We start from the raw sequence: 12,736 nt of genomic DNA on the forward strand, positions 1-12,736 counted from the left end.
TTCTGGTGACCAGGTGGTGTGAGGCATGACCGAGGTGCTGTTGGCCGTCGGAACCGAGAAGGGCCTCTTTCTCGGCCGCAGCCGCGACCGGCTGGACTGGCAGTTCAGCGGGCCGCACTTCCGGATGAACGCGATCTACTCCATCTCGATCGACCGCCGCGAGGGCCGCACCAGACTGCTGGCCGGCGCCGACAGCAGCCACTGGGGGCCCTCGGTCTGGCGCTCCGACGACCTCGGCGCCAGTTGGTACGAGCCGCCGCGGCCGGCGATCCGCTTCCCCGAGTCCACCGGCGTCTCCCTCACCCGGGTCTGGCAGCTCCAGCCCGCCGGACCGGAGTCCCCCGGGGTCGTGTACGCCGGCACCGAGCCCGCTGCGCTGTTCCGTTCCACCGACGGCGGCGAGACCTTCACCCTGGTCGAGTCGCTGTGGAACCACCCCCAGCGCAGCGAGTGGGGCGCCGGCTACGGCGGGCAGGGCCTGCACACCATCCTGACCGACCCGCGCGACCCACAGCGGCTGCTGGTCGCCGTCTCCAGCGGCGGCGTCTACCGCAGCAAGGACGGCGGCGACAGCTGGGAGCCCTCCAACACCGGCCTGCGCGCCGAGTTCCTCCCGCCGGACAGCCAGTACCCCGAGTTCGGCCAGTGCGTCCACAAGATCGCCCGGGACCCGGCCCACCCGGACCGGCTCTACCTGCAGAACCACGGCGGGGTCTACCGCAGCGACGACTGGGGCGGCAGCTGGCGCTCCGTCGTGGACGGGCTGCCCGCCGAGTTCGGCTTCGCCGTCGCCGCCCACCCGCGCCGGGGCGACACCGCCTACCTCTTCCCGCTCGGCGGCTCGGACGACCGGATCCCGCCCGGCCGCCGCTGCCGGGTCTTCCGCACCACCGACGGCGGCACCAGCTGGCAGCAGCTCGCCAACGGCCTGCCCGGCGAGGACCACTACGGCATCGTGCTGCGCGACGCCCTGCGCACCGACGACGCCGAACCGGCCGGGATCTACTTCGGTAACCGCACCGGCGACGTGTACGGCAGCCGGGACGAGGGCGAGAACTGGTCGCTGCTGCTCTCCCACCTGCCGGACGTGCTCTGCGTCCGCGCGGCGGTGGTGGCCTGAACCGCAGCCGCTGGCAAAGTCGCTGGTCGAAAACCTGTTGCCGCGTCGCTCCGGTTCTGGTGAGCATGGGCCGCCGACGAACGATCTCGTGAAGTGGGGTGGGCCATGCCCGAAGCGGACTGGGTGATCAGGCAAAACAGCGAGGGCGTACCGGTGGTGCGCTACCAGCCGGGCGAGCGGGAGGGCCGGCCCTGGGCCGACCTGCTGGAGGTCCTGGACGACTCGGTGGACGCGGCGGGGTTCATCCGCACCGAGCTGCCCGGGTGGGTGGTCTCCGGCACCCCCGAGCTCGGGCAGCGGCTGCTGGAGCTGGGCGCGAAGCCCCTGCGACACGCCCACACCTTCCGGCGCGACCTGCGCGCCGATCCCCCGCCCGCCGACTGGGCCGGGACGCCGCTGCGCGAGGGCCTGCGGGCCGTGCCCTGCGACCGCGCCCCGGAGGAACTGCTGGAGGCCTGGCGGGCCGCCTTCCACCCCGACCATGTGGACCACTTCCCCGGCGACGACGCCCGAGCGATCGCCGAGCGGATCGGCCCGCTGCTCGCCGGAAAGGCCATCGGCCCGGTGCTGCCCTCCAGCGTGCTGGCGGTGGACGCCGAGGACCGGGTGGTCGCCGGGGCCACCCTGACCGACCGCGACGGCCTGCCGTGGGTCGCCGAGGTCTTCCGCCACCCCCGACGCGGCTACCGCGGCCTCGGCGCCGACCTGCTGCGCCGCGCCGTCGCGGACGCCGCCGACCGCGGGCTGGCCGATGTGCACCTGGTGGTGTCCGAGGGCAACCCGGCCCGCCGCGTCTACGAGTCGCTGGGCTTCCTGCTGCAGGAGACCTCGCTGACCGTGATCGTGCCCGAAGCCGGGTAGCGCTCGAATCTCAGGGGCGGGCGAGCTCCAGGACGGCGATCCCGCCCAGGACGGTGAGCGCGGCGGTCAGCCGCAGCCGCCCGAGGCGCTCCCGGAACACCACGGTGGCGATCAGCGCGGCGATGACGATGCTGGTCTCGCGCAGCGCCGCGACCGTCGCCAGGCTGCCCCGGGACTGCGCCCAGACCACCAGGCCGTACGCCGTCAGGGAGAGCACCCCGCCCGCGATCCCCAGCGGCAGCACCCTGCCCGCCCCGGCGAGCAGGGTGCGGCCGCGCCGGGCCCAGACGACCAGAACGAGCGTCGGCCCCTGGAGCAGGAACAGCCAGGCCACATAGCCGCCGACCGTCCCGGCGTGCCGGACGCCGCTGCCGTCCAGCACCGTGTACCCGGCGATCATCACGCCGGTACCGGCCGCGGCCGCGAGTGCGGGCAGCTGTGCCCGCCCGGGTATGCCCTGGGAGAAGGCCAGTCCGATCAGGCCGCAGGAGATCACCACCACGCCCACCAGCTCGCCCGTGCCCAGGTGCTGGCCGAGCACGGTGACCGACAGCACGGCGACCAACAGTGGCGCCGAGCCGCGGGCGATCGGGTACATCTGCCCGAAGTCGCCCAACTGGTACGCCCGCAGCAGCAGGACCGTCGAGATCGTCTGGACGACCGTCGAGGCCAGCAGGTACGGCCAGGCCGCGGCGGCCGGCAACGGGTTGACCGCGACCAGGACCAGCGCGCACGCGGTGTAGGTCAGGTTGATCAGTGTGAAGCCGACCAGTTTGTCGGGGATCCGGTGCGCGAGCCCGTTCCACACGGCGTGCAGCACGGCCGCCGTGAGCACGGCCACCGGCACGGCCGACCCGAGTTCGGACATGGCGAAGCTCCCCTCCCGTCAGCCTGCCGGTTTTCCGGCAGGCTTGGAACCGAATTCCACGCTACCCTAGCCCCATGGAAGAACGTTCCGAATTTTTCACGCCCCTGGAATCCCAGCTGGCCGCGCAGATCCGGGCCCGGCTCGGCGAGCTGCGCGGCACCGAGGCGAGGGTCGCCCAGGTGGTGCTGGACCGGGGCGCCGACCTGGTGCACCTGAGCGTCAGCGACGTGGCGACGCTGGCCGGGACGGCACCCTCCTCGGTGGTCCGGGCCTGCCAGCGGCTCGGCTTCCGCGGCTTCCAGGAGCTGAAGATCGCCGCCGCCCTGCACGCCTCCGCGGCCCCCGCCCCGGGACCGGCCGCGGACGCCGACGACCCGGCCGCCCGGGCGCTCGCCGACACCCTGCGCGCCGCCCGGGAGGCCCTGGAAGGCATCACCGCCACGCTCGGCCCGGACGACCTGCGGGCGGCGGCCGAGCTGCTGAGCGGCGCCACCCAGGTGCTCCTGGTCGGCACCGGGCTGTCCGGTGCGGTGGTGCTCGACCTCGCCTACCGGCTGCGCGCGCTCGGCCTGCCGGTGGACGCCCCTGCCGACTCGATCACCGCCCAGCTGGTGGCCGCCGGGCTGCCGCCGGGCGCCGTCTGCCTGGCCGTCAGCCACACCGGCGCCACCCGCAGCGTGGTGGACGCCGCCCGCAGCGCCCGGGTGGCCGGGGCCGAGGTGCTGGCGCTCACCAGCTACGCCCGCTCGCCGCTCACCGAGACGGCGACCTGCGCCCTGATCGCGGGCGGGCAGGACCTGGTCTTCGGCCTGGAGACCACGGCCAGCCGGCTCGCCCACCTGGCCGCCGTGGACGCGCTCGCCCAGACCCTGCTGGCACTGCGCGGGCCGCGCGCGGAGCAGGCCCTCCGCCTCTCGGCGGACGCCTGCGCGCGCTACGTCTACTAGATTCGCCCGTGAGCGGGCTAGGGGCGGGGCCGGTGCTCGCCCTCGACGCGGGCGCCGCGCACCACGACCATGGTCAGGCCGACCGCGACCAGCAGCTCCGCCCAGAAGAACGCCGCGTAGTCCAGCAGCGAGCCGATCGGCGGGTTGCCGGGCGCGGCGTTGCGCATCCCGACCAGGGCGAACAGCGTCGCCGCCATCCAGCTCAGGGCGGGCCAGACGATCCCGCGGCGCTGCCGGACGATCAGCCAGGCCGCGAGCAGCACGGCCAGGGCCAGCGCCCACATCGCCGCCATCATGAACCAGGCCAGGATGAACGTGCTGCGCGAGCGGCCGATCCGTTCGGCCACCCCGACGCCGAGGCCCTCGGTCTCCTTGTCTCCCGGCCTGAAGGCGAAGAACGGGTCCGCCTCCTCGATCCCGACCACCACCGGGGTCGGCTTGCCGCCGGCGGTGGCCCGGAAGCCGATCTGCGCCCGGTAGCCGTCGAAGGGGTAGTCCGTGATCCGCCCGCCGAACAGGCTGAACGACACCGGGTTGGAACCGATCGGCTGCCCGGCCGGGTACCTGAGCAGGTTCTGTTCCAGCGAGGTGGTCTCCAGCACCGTGTCCTGCGCGGGGACCAACTGGTCGGCGGGCCCCTGCAGAGTGCCGCGCGGCTGGACCAGGACCTTCGCGGCGACCGTCTGCGCGGTCGCGTCCACCCGCTGGAGCACCACGTCGACCTCCACGAAGTCCGGTCCGGAGGCGGTACTCACCACCTGGGCGTGACTGCGGCTGGAGCGCTCGTTGAGGTGGAACAGCAGCCCGGCGGCCACCGACAGCACGATCGTCGCCACCACGGCGTAGGCGCTCCAGGGCCTGACCTTCGGCCGGGTGGCGCTGACGGCGCGCACCCGGGTGTGGATGCGGACCCGCGGCCGGGTCGTCGGGCGCGGTGGCCGGGTGGTCCGGTGGTGCGGCGACGTGCTCATCGACCTGCTCCCACGGTCGGCGGTGGCGGCACCGAATACCGCCCGTCCCGCCAGCCTCGGCACGGCACCACCGGTTCCGCAAACCCGACGGGCCGATCGGGGCCCGCTCCGGGCTCGGGAAACCCTCTGGTCGGAGGTGCTGTGTAGGCTCAATGGTCATGGCGAGGGTGACACGGGACGATGTGGCGCGGGTGGCGGGGACATCCACGGCGGTCGTGAGTTATGTGATCAATGACGGGCCCCGGCCGGTGGCACCGGCCACCCGGGCCCGGGTGCTCGCCGCGGTCGAGGAGCTCGGCTACCGGCCCAACCGGGTCGCCCAGGCGATGGCGCGGCGGCGGACCGACCTGCTCGGGATGGTCGTGCCGGACGCCCGCCAGCCCTTCTTCGCCGGGCTCGCCCACGCCGTCGAGCAGGCCGCGACCGAGCACGGGCGGCTGCTGCTGATCGGCAACTCCGACTACGCGGACGAACGCGAGGCGCACTACATCCGCGCCTTCCTCGGCATGCAGGTGGACGGGCTGATCCTGGTCACCCAGGACCCGGCCACCCCCGGGCTGACCGGCTTCGACTCGGCCGACGGCACCCCGGTCGTGCTGCTGCACCACCGGGCGGAGAGTGCTGACGGCGTGGCCGTGGTGGCGGACGACGAGGGCGGCGCCCGCGAGGTGGTGCGCCACCTGCTGGCCCACGGCCACGCCGAGGTGCACTGCTTCGGCGGCACCCTGGCGCTCAGCCCGCTCGACCCGGTCACCGGGCGGACGGCCGGCTGGGCCGAGGCGCTGGCCGAGGCCGGGCTGTCCCCCGAGGGCCGGCTCATCCAGGCGCCCTTCGACCGGGTCCGGGCGCACGCCGAGGCGCTCGCCCTGCTGAGCCGGCCCGACCGGCCGTCCGCCGTGTTCTGCGCGACGGACGACCAGGCGATAGGCCTGCTGCGGGCCGCCGACGACCTCGGTATCCGGGTGCCGGAGGACCTCGCGGTGGCCGGCTTCGACGACATCGCCGAGGCGGTGATCGCCGGACCGGCGCTGACCACCGTCACCACCGCGCAGGACGAGATGGCCCGGGCCGCGCTGGAGCTGGTCCTCGGCGGGCCGGAGCGCCGCGCCGCCGGGGCCCGGACCTTCCCGGCCAAGCTGGTGGTGCGGCGCTCCTGCGGCTGCCCGGCTCCGAGCCGCCTGTCGTGATGTCACAGCCGTGATGTCACAGCCGTGATGCCAAGGCCGTGACGCGGTGGGTCAGTTCAGCTGGAAGGTGGCCTCGACCGGGTAGTGGTCGCTGGGCGCGTTGGTGTCCAGCTGGCCCGGGGTCCAGCCGGCCTGCGGGTCGAAGTCGACCTTCACGTTGGACATCCCGGCCGGCACCGGGCGGCCCGGGGCGTTGAGGTAGCCGATGTAGTCGAGGTCGTCCCGGTAGTCCTTGGGGAAGGTCTCGACGCCCGCCATGTACTGGCACCAGGACGAGACCGGGCAGTCCATGGTGGTGCGGTCCTGGCCGGGGTCGGTGGCCGGGGTGCCGAGCACGCCGTTCACCGCGTTCTGGGCGTTGGTGTAGTCGCCGCGGCTCTGGCCGTGGAAGTACTCGACGTTGAGGTCGCCGCCGATCAGCACCGGCGCGCCGCTGCCGACGATCCCGTCGACCCAGGCGCGGATCTCGGCGAGCTGGCCGAGCCGGGTGGACTGGGTGGTGTCGGTGGAGACGTCCGACTCGTCGGCCTGCAGGTGGGTGCCGACCACCCAGGAGGTGTTGCCGCCCTTGTTCACCTGCACCAGCGCCGCGCCCTTGTTGGCGTGGTAGTCCCAGGTGCCGTAGGTGGAGTTGCTGAAGACGTGGGCGTACTGGGCGGTGATCGGGTACTTGGAGAGGATCATCGTGCCGCCGTTGATGACGAACCACGAGTTGGAGCAGTTGCCGCTGATGCCGGTCCAGCCGCCGCCGGAGCAGGTCTCGCCGACCACCGGGGTGCGGTACGGGTAGAGGTCGGCCAGCTTGCTGTTGATGTCGGCGGTCGAGCTGTTGTTGAACTGCTCGTCCAGGATGACCACGTCGGCGTTGTGCTGACGGACGATCTGCTCGATCACCGGGGTGCGGCGGGCGGCCTGCTCGTTCTGGGTGCTGTCGACGACGGCGGTGCCGAGGTCGACGTTGAAGGCGAAGACGGAGAGCGTGGTCGGGTTCGCCGAGGCGGCGGCGGAAGCGGTCGGGGCGGTGCCGCCGAGCAGCAGTGCGGCGGCGGCCGCCGAGGTGAGGGCGGTGGCCGTACGACGCGAGAGCATGGGCGTTCTCCTGGGGGATCCGTCAATCCGGTGGTCCCGGCGCCGGAGGGGACCGGCCGCCGGGGATTGGCGGGGGAACGCTAGCTACCGCTCGGTACGTCGGGAAGAACGCCAGGCGATCAGTTCCGGCAGATCGCGTGGCCATGAGATGTCTGTACAGCTCTGGGCGGGTGGACGACAAGATGTCTGTACACCCTCGCACCCGACACCCGGGGCCCGGTGAACCGCCGTCAGCCGTCCAACAGTTCGTCCGCGAGCAGATCCATCAGCAGGTTGTCGTGCCAACTTCCGTCCGGGCCGCGCTCGTACTGGCGCATGGTGCCGACCGGGCGGAAGCCCACCTTGGCGTAGCAGCGGATCGCGGCGGCGTTGTCCGCGGCCGGGTCGATCACCAGCCGGTGGTAGTGGTGGTCGTGCACCAGGTGCCGGGCCATGGTGCGGACGGCGTCGGTGCCCAGGCCCAGGCCGTGCACCGACGGGTCCAGGTACAGGTCCATCCCGGCGTGCCGGTACTCGTCGTCGTTGTTGGCGTACCACTGGATGGCGCCGACCACCCGGCCACCCAGGTCGATCGCGAAGGTCTCGGTGTCGGGCGATTCCAGGTCCCCCGCGACCTCGTCGGCCAGGTCGTCACCGCCGCGCCAGCGGGCGAACACCTCGGGCGTGCTGCGGATCGCCACCAGCGCCGGGATGTCGTCCCCGGTGGCCGGGCGGAGGGTGACCAGGGTGCCGTGAAGAATCGTCCCCATATGGGGCATGTTGGCACGGAAACCGGCCTGCGGCGAGCGGTTTGACCACCTTGCCCGCAGCCTTGACCGCATTGCCCGCACCCCGCGCGACCAGGGATGATGCTCCGCCGTGACACACTTCATCATCATCGTGCTGGTCGTGGCGATCTCCGCCGCCGTGACCAGGGCCCGGAAGTCCAGGGCCGCCACCTGGACGCGGACCGCATTCGACGCCGCGGCCTACGGACTCGCCCCGCGCGACCGGCTCGACCCGGGCCGGGCCGGCCCGCCGCCCGCCCCGCACCGCCGCAAGGAGTCGCAGGCGATAGCCGACGCGGCCTGGGCCGGGAACTGGCGGCCCGCCGCCGAGTACGTCGAGGCCGCCGGGCAGGACTGGGACGAGCGCTGGTCCCGGCTGGACCTGCTGGACTCGATCGCCGACCAGGACGACGCCTGGCTCAAGGCCTGGCGCGCGGCCGACCCGGGCCACTGCGACGCGGCGGCCCTGGAGGCCAGTCGGATGGTGCACGCGGCCTGGGAGATCCGGGGGAGCAAGTACGCCCACGAGGTGCCCGAGGAGGACATGAACCGCTTCCGGGCGATGCTGCCCGCCGCGATCGAGGCGGCCAAGCGGGCCTCGCTGCTCGACCCGGCCAACCCGGCGCCCTGGGTGGTCATGGTGACCGCCGCGCGCGGCGCGCAGTACCAGCCCGAGCAGTTCGAGGAGCTGTGGCGCGGCCTGGTCGAGCGGGCGCCGTTCCACTACGACGGACACCTGCAGGCGCTGCAGTACTGGTGCGCCAAGTGGTTCGGCTCGGACAAGAAGATGATGGCCTTCGCCGAGAAGGCGATGGACTCGGCCCCGGCCGGCAGCCCGCTGACCGGCGTCTACCTCTTCGCGCTGTACGAGCTGGAGCTGCGCAAGACCCTCGGCGGACTGACCAGTCACGCGACGCAGCGTCGGCTGAAGCAGGTGGCCGCCTCGCTGACGCAGGTCCGGCCGGACGACCAGCGGCTGACCATGCCGCGGCACCTGCTCGCCGCCTACGCGGGCCGGGCGGAGCTGCACGACGTCGCGCTGGAGCAGTTCCGGGCGATCGGCCCGTACTGCGGCTGCAAGCCGTGGACCGGGTCCGACGACCCGGTGGCCGCCTTCGAGCAGGCGCGCGGGGCCGCCGTCCGGCTCTCCGGGGCGCAGCCGCTGCCGCCGGAGCTGCGGCCCAAGGCGGGCCTGCGGTAAGGGAGTCGGGGAGTCACGCGGCAGGTGGCGCCGGGTCGCCGAGCGGGCCGAGCCAGACGGCGGTGACGGCGCTGACGTAGCGGGCGCCGCAGTGGTCGTCGGGGACGACCAGCTGCGGGCCGGTGGTGTCCAGCGGGGCGCCGTCCATGCTGGTGGCGAGCAGGATCCGGCGGCCGCCGAAGTCCGGGTCGATCTCGGCCCAGGAGACCACGGCCCGGTGGCCGTCGGCACCGACCACGTTGAGCAGGAAGCGCAGCCGCTGCTTGCGGCCGGAGAAGTCGATCCGGGGCCGGGCGGCGAGCAGGACGTCCAGCAGCGCCGGGCCCTCGTAGCCGTGGCGCTGCTCGCCCTCGGTCAGGCAGTCGAAGCTGACCTCGACCCGGTGCGCGGGGAGGGTGCGCAGTTGCTCCACGGTCAACTCGGCGGGCTGGTCGAGGTGGCCGTGCAGCCGGACGGTGGGTCTCGCCGGGGTCATGGTGTTCCTCCTCCCGGGCCGCGCCGCTGCGGCCCGGGAGAGGGTTACCCGAGGGGAAGCCCCGGCATTCGCAGTTGCGGCGCTGAATGCCGTCTTTCATCAGCAGTTGCGATGACATGGGCGGCCTTCAGCTCGCAGCTGCGAGTTCGGTCGTGGTCGCGCGCCGGAGGAGACGGCCCGACGCGCCCGCACCGATCGGAGCAACCCGGCAATCGGGTGGGCGACTGGTTCCGGGCACCGGCCGCGACGCCCCGCCCGCCGCAACCCGGGAGAAGGGGTCCGCCGGACGCGGCGCGGCCGGGCCGGCGGTCGGCTGGGCGGCGCACGCGCCGGCCGAGGCATTGCACCCGCTGGAGGCGGCGGGGGTGGCGGGGGTGGCGGGGGCGGCTGCGCCTCAGGCCTCGTCGAACTGAAGCGCCGTACGGACGAGGCTCGCGTAGTCCGAGCAGCCGATCAGAACGACGTCCTCGCCGTCCCGGCACACGAACACGTCCCAATGCCTCGCAATGGTCTTCGGGTCGCCCTGGCGCCACCGGCGCAGCTCAACCAGCTCCAGGCTGCCGCTCGGCAGGTAGCGCGCCAGCGCGCTGGGCTCCCGCACCGGCGAGATGGCGAGCGCGGTGGCCGAGACGTGCAGGAAGCCTGACTCCGGGCGGCAGTACGGCCGGGCGCCCGCGACGCAGCCCTCGACGACCACCACCTGCCCCTTGGCGAAGCCGTCACGCGTCTTCCGGGCTTCGGTCCTCCCCTCCCCGATCGTGGTCCCCAGCATCTCTCCGACCGCCAGAAGAATGTCCCCGAGCATCGTCCTCTCCCCCCACCGTCGCTGTCGCGTTCGAATCATTCGACCACGGACGGAGCAGTCCGCGAACCCCGGCCCGGGAACCGGCGGAAAAATTCTTCGCGGCGGGTGTCGATCCGGCACCGGCCCGATCGACGCAGGGGTGAGAGGCGGGGACAGGCCCCGCCCGCACGACCGAGGAGTCACCATGCCGCGCTTCATGACGCTGATCCGCATCGACGAGAACGCCCGCGGCGGCTGGGAGCCGGACCCGGGGTTCGAGCAGCGGATGGGGGCGCTGTTCGAGGAGATCACCAAGGCCGGGGTGATGCTGGAGACCGCCGGGCTGACCCCGACCGCCGAAGGCACCCGGCTGACCTGGACCGACGGAAAGGTCGGCTGCACCGACGGGCCGTTCACCGAGACCAAGGAGGTAGTCGGCGGCTACGCCATCCTGCAGTGCAAGGACAAGGCCGAGGCCCTGGAGTGGACCCGCCGCTTCCTGCAGACCCACCCGGCGAAGTGGACGGTCGAGGCGGAGGTCCGGCAGATCGACGAGATGCCGCAGCCCCCGCAGTGACCGGCGTGGGCAGTGGCGACAGCCGCGGCAGTGTTTGCCTCCCTCTCCGTCGACTGCTCTGATGGGTGGCCGTGACGGAGAGGGATGCGGCGGCGGCCGTCGAGGCGGTGTTCCGGATCGAGTCCGCGCGGATCATCGCCGGGGTCGCCCGGATCGTACGGGACGTGGGCATCGCCGAGGAGCTGGCGCAGGACGCGCTGGTGGCCGCGCTGGAGCAGTGGCCGCGCGACGGCGTCCCGGACAACCCGGGTGCCTGGCTGACGGCCACCGCCAAGCGGCGGGCGATCGACCTGGTGCGCCGCCGGGAGGTCTACGCCCGCAAACTCGCCGAAGTGGGGCGGTCGGTGGAGGACGTACCGCCGCCGGAGCCGGTCGAGCCGGACGACATCGACGACGACCTGCTGCGGCTGATCTTCACCGCCTGCCACCCGCTGCTCCCGGAGCAGGCCCGGATCGCGCTCACCCTGCGGCTGCTCGGCGGGCTGACCACCTCGGAGATCGCCCGGGCCTTCCTGGTGCCCGAGGCGACGGTGGCGCAGCGGATCGTCCGGGCGAAGCGGACGCTGGCCAAGGCGGGCGTGCCGTTCGAGGTGCCGTACGGCGACGACCGGGCGCGGCGGCTCTCCTCGGTGCTGGAGGTCATCTACCTGGTCTTCAACGAGGGTTACTCGGCCACCGCCGGGGACGACCTGCTGCGCCCGCAGCTGTGCGAGGACGCGCTGCGGCTGGCCCGGGTGCTGGCCGCGCTGATGCCCGCCGAGCCGGAGGCGCACGGGCTGGCCGCGCTGCTGGAGTTCCAGGCCTCGCGGACGGCCGCCCGGACAGGGCCGGACGGGCGGCCGGTGTTGCTGGCCGAGCAGAACCGGGCCCGCTGGGACGGGCTGCTGATCCGTCGCGGCTTCGACGCGATCCAGCGGGCGGGCAGCGGGCCGTACTCGGTGCAGGCCGCGATCGCCGCCTGCCACGCCAAGGCCCGGCGGTACGAGGACACCGACTGGACGACGATCGCCGCGCTGTACGGGCGACTGCTCGTCCTGACGCCCTCGCCGGTGGTGGCGCTGAACCGTGCGGTGGCCGTCTCGATGGCCCAGGGCCCGGCCGCCGCACTGGAGTTGGTGAACGCGCTGGCGGCGGCGCCGGCCATGCGCGAGTACCACCTGCTGCCGAGCGTGCGGGGCGACCTGCTGGCCCGGCTGGGGCGGACGACGGAGGCCGGGGCGGAGTTCGAGCGGGCGGCGGAGCTGACCCGCAACGCGCGGGAGCGGGAGCTGCTGCGGGGGCGGGCCGCCTCGCTGGGGGATCAGGGAGACCAGGGAGATCAGGGGGAGTTCAGGGGAGCTAAGGGGTCTCGTCCTGGCGCAGCCGGGCGCTGACCGCGCCGAGGCCCTCGGCGAGGACGGCCAGCTGCTCGCGGGTGAGCACGTCGATCAGCAGCTCGCGCACCAGGGCGACGTGCCCGGGGGCGGCCTGGCGGAGCATCTCCCGCCCCTGGTCGGTGAGTTCGGCGATGACGCCGCGCACATCGCTGGGGCACGAGCGGCGGGCGACCAGGCCCGTCCGCTCCAGCTGGGTGACCTGGTAGGTCAGTCCGCTCTTGGAGGTGACCAGCTTGTCGGCCAGCTCGGTCATCCGCAGCGAGTCGCCCGGGGCGGCGGACAGGTGCACCAGGATCTCGTACTGCTGGTGCGAGAGGCCGGAGTCCTCCTTGAGCTGGCGTTCCAGCCGACGGTTGAGCAGGTTGCTCGCGACGACGAAGCCCCGCCAGGCGGCCATCTCGTCCTGGTCGAGCCAGCGGGGTTCGTTCAGTGAGGACATGGGGCGAAGCCTACTCCTGTTGTTCAAATTCGAACGAAGGTGTACCGTCGAGCGCAGAGGTTCAAATTTGAACT

General features: G+C 73.2%; 14 protein-coding genes. 7 read left to right on the forward strand and 7 right to left on the reverse strand.

The features are described 5' to 3' along the window. Positions 1 to 25 precede the first annotated feature (25 nt). Positions 26 to 1,120, forward strand: a complete 1,095-nt coding sequence (locus ABZW30_RS26965) for an exo-alpha-sialidase (RefSeq protein WP_355673776.1) — start codon at positions 26 to 28, stop codon at positions 1,118 to 1,120. A 105-nt stretch (positions 1,121 to 1,225) separates the two neighbouring features. After that, complete coding sequence (locus ABZW30_RS26970; protein ID WP_355673777.1) at positions 1,226 to 1,981, forward strand: GNAT family N-acetyltransferase; 756 nt, start codon at positions 1,226 to 1,228, stop codon at positions 1,979 to 1,981. Between the two features lie 10 nt (positions 1,982 to 1,991). Here the strand turns inward: ABZW30_RS26970 and ABZW30_RS26975 are convergent, their stop codons facing one another. Further along, positions 1,992 to 2,849: a DMT family transporter gene (locus ABZW30_RS26975; protein ID WP_355673778.1), complete on the reverse strand. Its 858-nt coding sequence runs from the start codon at positions 2,847 to 2,849 to the stop codon at positions 1,992 to 1,994. 74 nt (positions 2,850 to 2,923) lie between these two features. Between ABZW30_RS26975 and ABZW30_RS26980 the strand changes: the two genes are divergently transcribed. After that, positions 2,924 to 3,796 carry a MurR/RpiR family transcriptional regulator gene (locus ABZW30_RS26980; protein ID WP_355673779.1) on the forward strand — a complete coding sequence of 291 codons (873 nt, stop codon included), beginning with the start codon at positions 2,924 to 2,926 and terminating at the stop codon, positions 3,794 to 3,796. A 17-nt stretch (positions 3,797 to 3,813) separates the two neighbouring features. On the opposite strand, the gene ABZW30_RS26985 is transcribed toward ABZW30_RS26980, so the two are convergent. Further along, positions 3,814 to 4,767 carry a DUF4436 family protein gene (locus tag ABZW30_RS26985; RefSeq protein WP_355673780.1) on the reverse strand — a complete coding sequence of 318 codons (954 nt, stop codon included), beginning with the start codon at positions 4,765 to 4,767 and terminating at the stop codon, positions 3,814 to 3,816. A 158-nt stretch (positions 4,768 to 4,925) separates the two neighbouring features. On the opposite strand from ABZW30_RS26985, the gene ABZW30_RS26990 reads away from it, so the two are divergent. Beyond that, complete coding sequence (locus ABZW30_RS26990) at positions 4,926 to 5,954, forward strand: LacI family DNA-binding transcriptional regulator (RefSeq protein WP_355673781.1); 1,029 nt, start codon at positions 4,926 to 4,928, stop codon at positions 5,952 to 5,954. Between the two features lie 51 nt (positions 5,955 to 6,005). Here ABZW30_RS26990 and ABZW30_RS26995 read toward each other — a convergent pair whose 3' ends face one another. Both ABZW30_RS26995 and ABZW30_RS27000 read right to left on the reverse strand, forming a co-directional pair. Next, positions 6,006 to 7,043, reverse strand: a complete 1,038-nt coding sequence (locus ABZW30_RS26995) for a sphingomyelin phosphodiesterase (protein WP_355673782.1) — start codon at positions 7,041 to 7,043, stop codon at positions 6,006 to 6,008. A gap of 230 nt (positions 7,044 to 7,273) precedes the next feature. Then, positions 7,274 to 7,792, reverse strand: coding sequence for a GNAT family protein (locus ABZW30_RS27000; protein WP_355673783.1), 519 nt, complete (start codon positions 7,790 to 7,792; stop codon positions 7,274 to 7,276). 109 nt (positions 7,793 to 7,901) lie between these two features. On the opposite strand from ABZW30_RS27000, the gene ABZW30_RS27005 reads away from it, so the two are divergent. Beyond that, a complete protein-coding gene (locus ABZW30_RS27005) occupies positions 7,902 to 9,011 on the forward strand; it encodes a hypothetical protein (RefSeq protein WP_355673784.1) in 1,110 nt (369 codons plus the stop codon). A gap of 13 nt (positions 9,012 to 9,024) precedes the next feature. Here the strand turns inward: ABZW30_RS27005 and ABZW30_RS27010 are convergent, their stop codons facing one another. Both ABZW30_RS27010 and ABZW30_RS27015 read right to left on the reverse strand, forming a co-directional pair. Beyond that, positions 9,025 to 9,486 carry a molybdopterin-dependent oxidoreductase gene (locus tag ABZW30_RS27010; protein WP_355673785.1) on the reverse strand — a complete coding sequence of 154 codons (462 nt, stop codon included), beginning with the start codon at positions 9,484 to 9,486 and terminating at the stop codon, positions 9,025 to 9,027. Between the two features lie 394 nt (positions 9,487 to 9,880). After that, positions 9,881 to 10,291: a hypothetical protein gene (locus ABZW30_RS27015; RefSeq protein WP_355673786.1), complete on the reverse strand. Its 411-nt coding sequence runs from the start codon at positions 10,289 to 10,291 to the stop codon at positions 9,881 to 9,883. 184 nt (positions 10,292 to 10,475) lie between these two features. Here ABZW30_RS27015 and ABZW30_RS27020 point away from each other — a divergent pair, with 184 nt between their 5' ends. Both ABZW30_RS27020 and ABZW30_RS27025 read left to right on the forward strand, forming a co-directional pair. Further along, the gene (locus ABZW30_RS27020; RefSeq protein WP_355673787.1) at positions 10,476 to 10,847 is read left to right on the forward strand and encodes a YciI family protein; all 372 of its coding nucleotides are present in this window, start codon (positions 10,476 to 10,478) and stop codon (positions 10,845 to 10,847) included. 65 nt (positions 10,848 to 10,912) lie between these two features. Next, positions 10,913 to 12,220 (forward strand): sigma-70 family RNA polymerase sigma factor, encoded by a 1,308-nt coding sequence (locus ABZW30_RS27025; protein WP_355673788.1) that lies wholly within the window; start codon positions 10,913 to 10,915, stop codon positions 12,218 to 12,220. Here the strand turns inward: ABZW30_RS27025 and ABZW30_RS27030 are convergent. Continuing rightward, entirely contained in the window at positions 12,186 to 12,653 is a 468-nt protein-coding gene (locus tag ABZW30_RS27030) for a MarR family transcriptional regulator (protein ID WP_355673846.1), read from the reverse strand. The genes ABZW30_RS27025 and ABZW30_RS27030 overlap by 35 nt on opposite strands. Between the last annotated feature and the right edge of the window lie 83 nt (positions 12,654 to 12,736).

It is taken from the genome of Kitasatospora sp. NPDC004669, assembly GCF_040609455.1.
Classification (GTDB): Bacteria; Actinomycetota; Actinomycetes; order Streptomycetales; family Streptomycetaceae; genus Kitasatospora.

What these genes read in the sequence shown, in the direction of transcription:
- ABZW30_RS26965 (WP_355673776.1), top strand. Translation starts at nt 26, where the DNA reads ATGACCGAGGTGCTGTTGGCCGTCGGAACCGAGAAGGGCCTCTTTCTC.
- ABZW30_RS26970 (WP_355673777.1), top strand. Translation starts at nt 1,226, where the DNA reads ATGCCCGAAGCGGACTGGGTGATCAGGCAAAACAGCGAGGGCGTACCG.
- ABZW30_RS26975 (WP_355673778.1), bottom strand. Translation starts at nt 2,849, where the DNA reads ATGTCCGAACTCGGGTCGGCCGTGCCGGTGGCCGTGCTCACGGCGGCC.
- ABZW30_RS26980 (WP_355673779.1), top strand. Translation starts at nt 2,924, where the DNA reads ATGGAAGAACGTTCCGAATTTTTCACGCCCCTGGAATCCCAGCTGGCC.
- ABZW30_RS26985 (WP_355673780.1), bottom strand. Translation starts at nt 4,767, where the DNA reads ATGAGCACGTCGCCGCACCACCGGACCACCCGGCCACCGCGCCCGACG.
- ABZW30_RS26990 (WP_355673781.1), top strand. Translation starts at nt 4,926, where the DNA reads ATGGCGAGGGTGACACGGGACGATGTGGCGCGGGTGGCGGGGACATCC.
- ABZW30_RS26995 (WP_355673782.1), bottom strand. Translation starts at nt 7,043, where the DNA reads ATGCTCTCGCGTCGTACGGCCACCGCCCTCACCTCGGCGGCCGCCGCC.
- ABZW30_RS27000 (WP_355673783.1), bottom strand. Translation starts at nt 7,792, where the DNA reads ATGGGGACGATTCTTCACGGCACCCTGGTCACCCTCCGCCCGGCCACC.
- ABZW30_RS27010 (WP_355673785.1), bottom strand. Translation starts at nt 9,486, where the DNA reads ATGACCCCGGCGAGACCCACCGTCCGGCTGCACGGCCACCTCGACCAG.
- ABZW30_RS27015 (WP_355673786.1), bottom strand. Translation starts at nt 10,291, where the DNA reads ATGCTCGGGGACATTCTTCTGGCGGTCGGAGAGATGCTGGGGACCACG.
- ABZW30_RS27020 (WP_355673787.1), top strand. Translation starts at nt 10,476, where the DNA reads ATGCCGCGCTTCATGACGCTGATCCGCATCGACGAGAACGCCCGCGGC.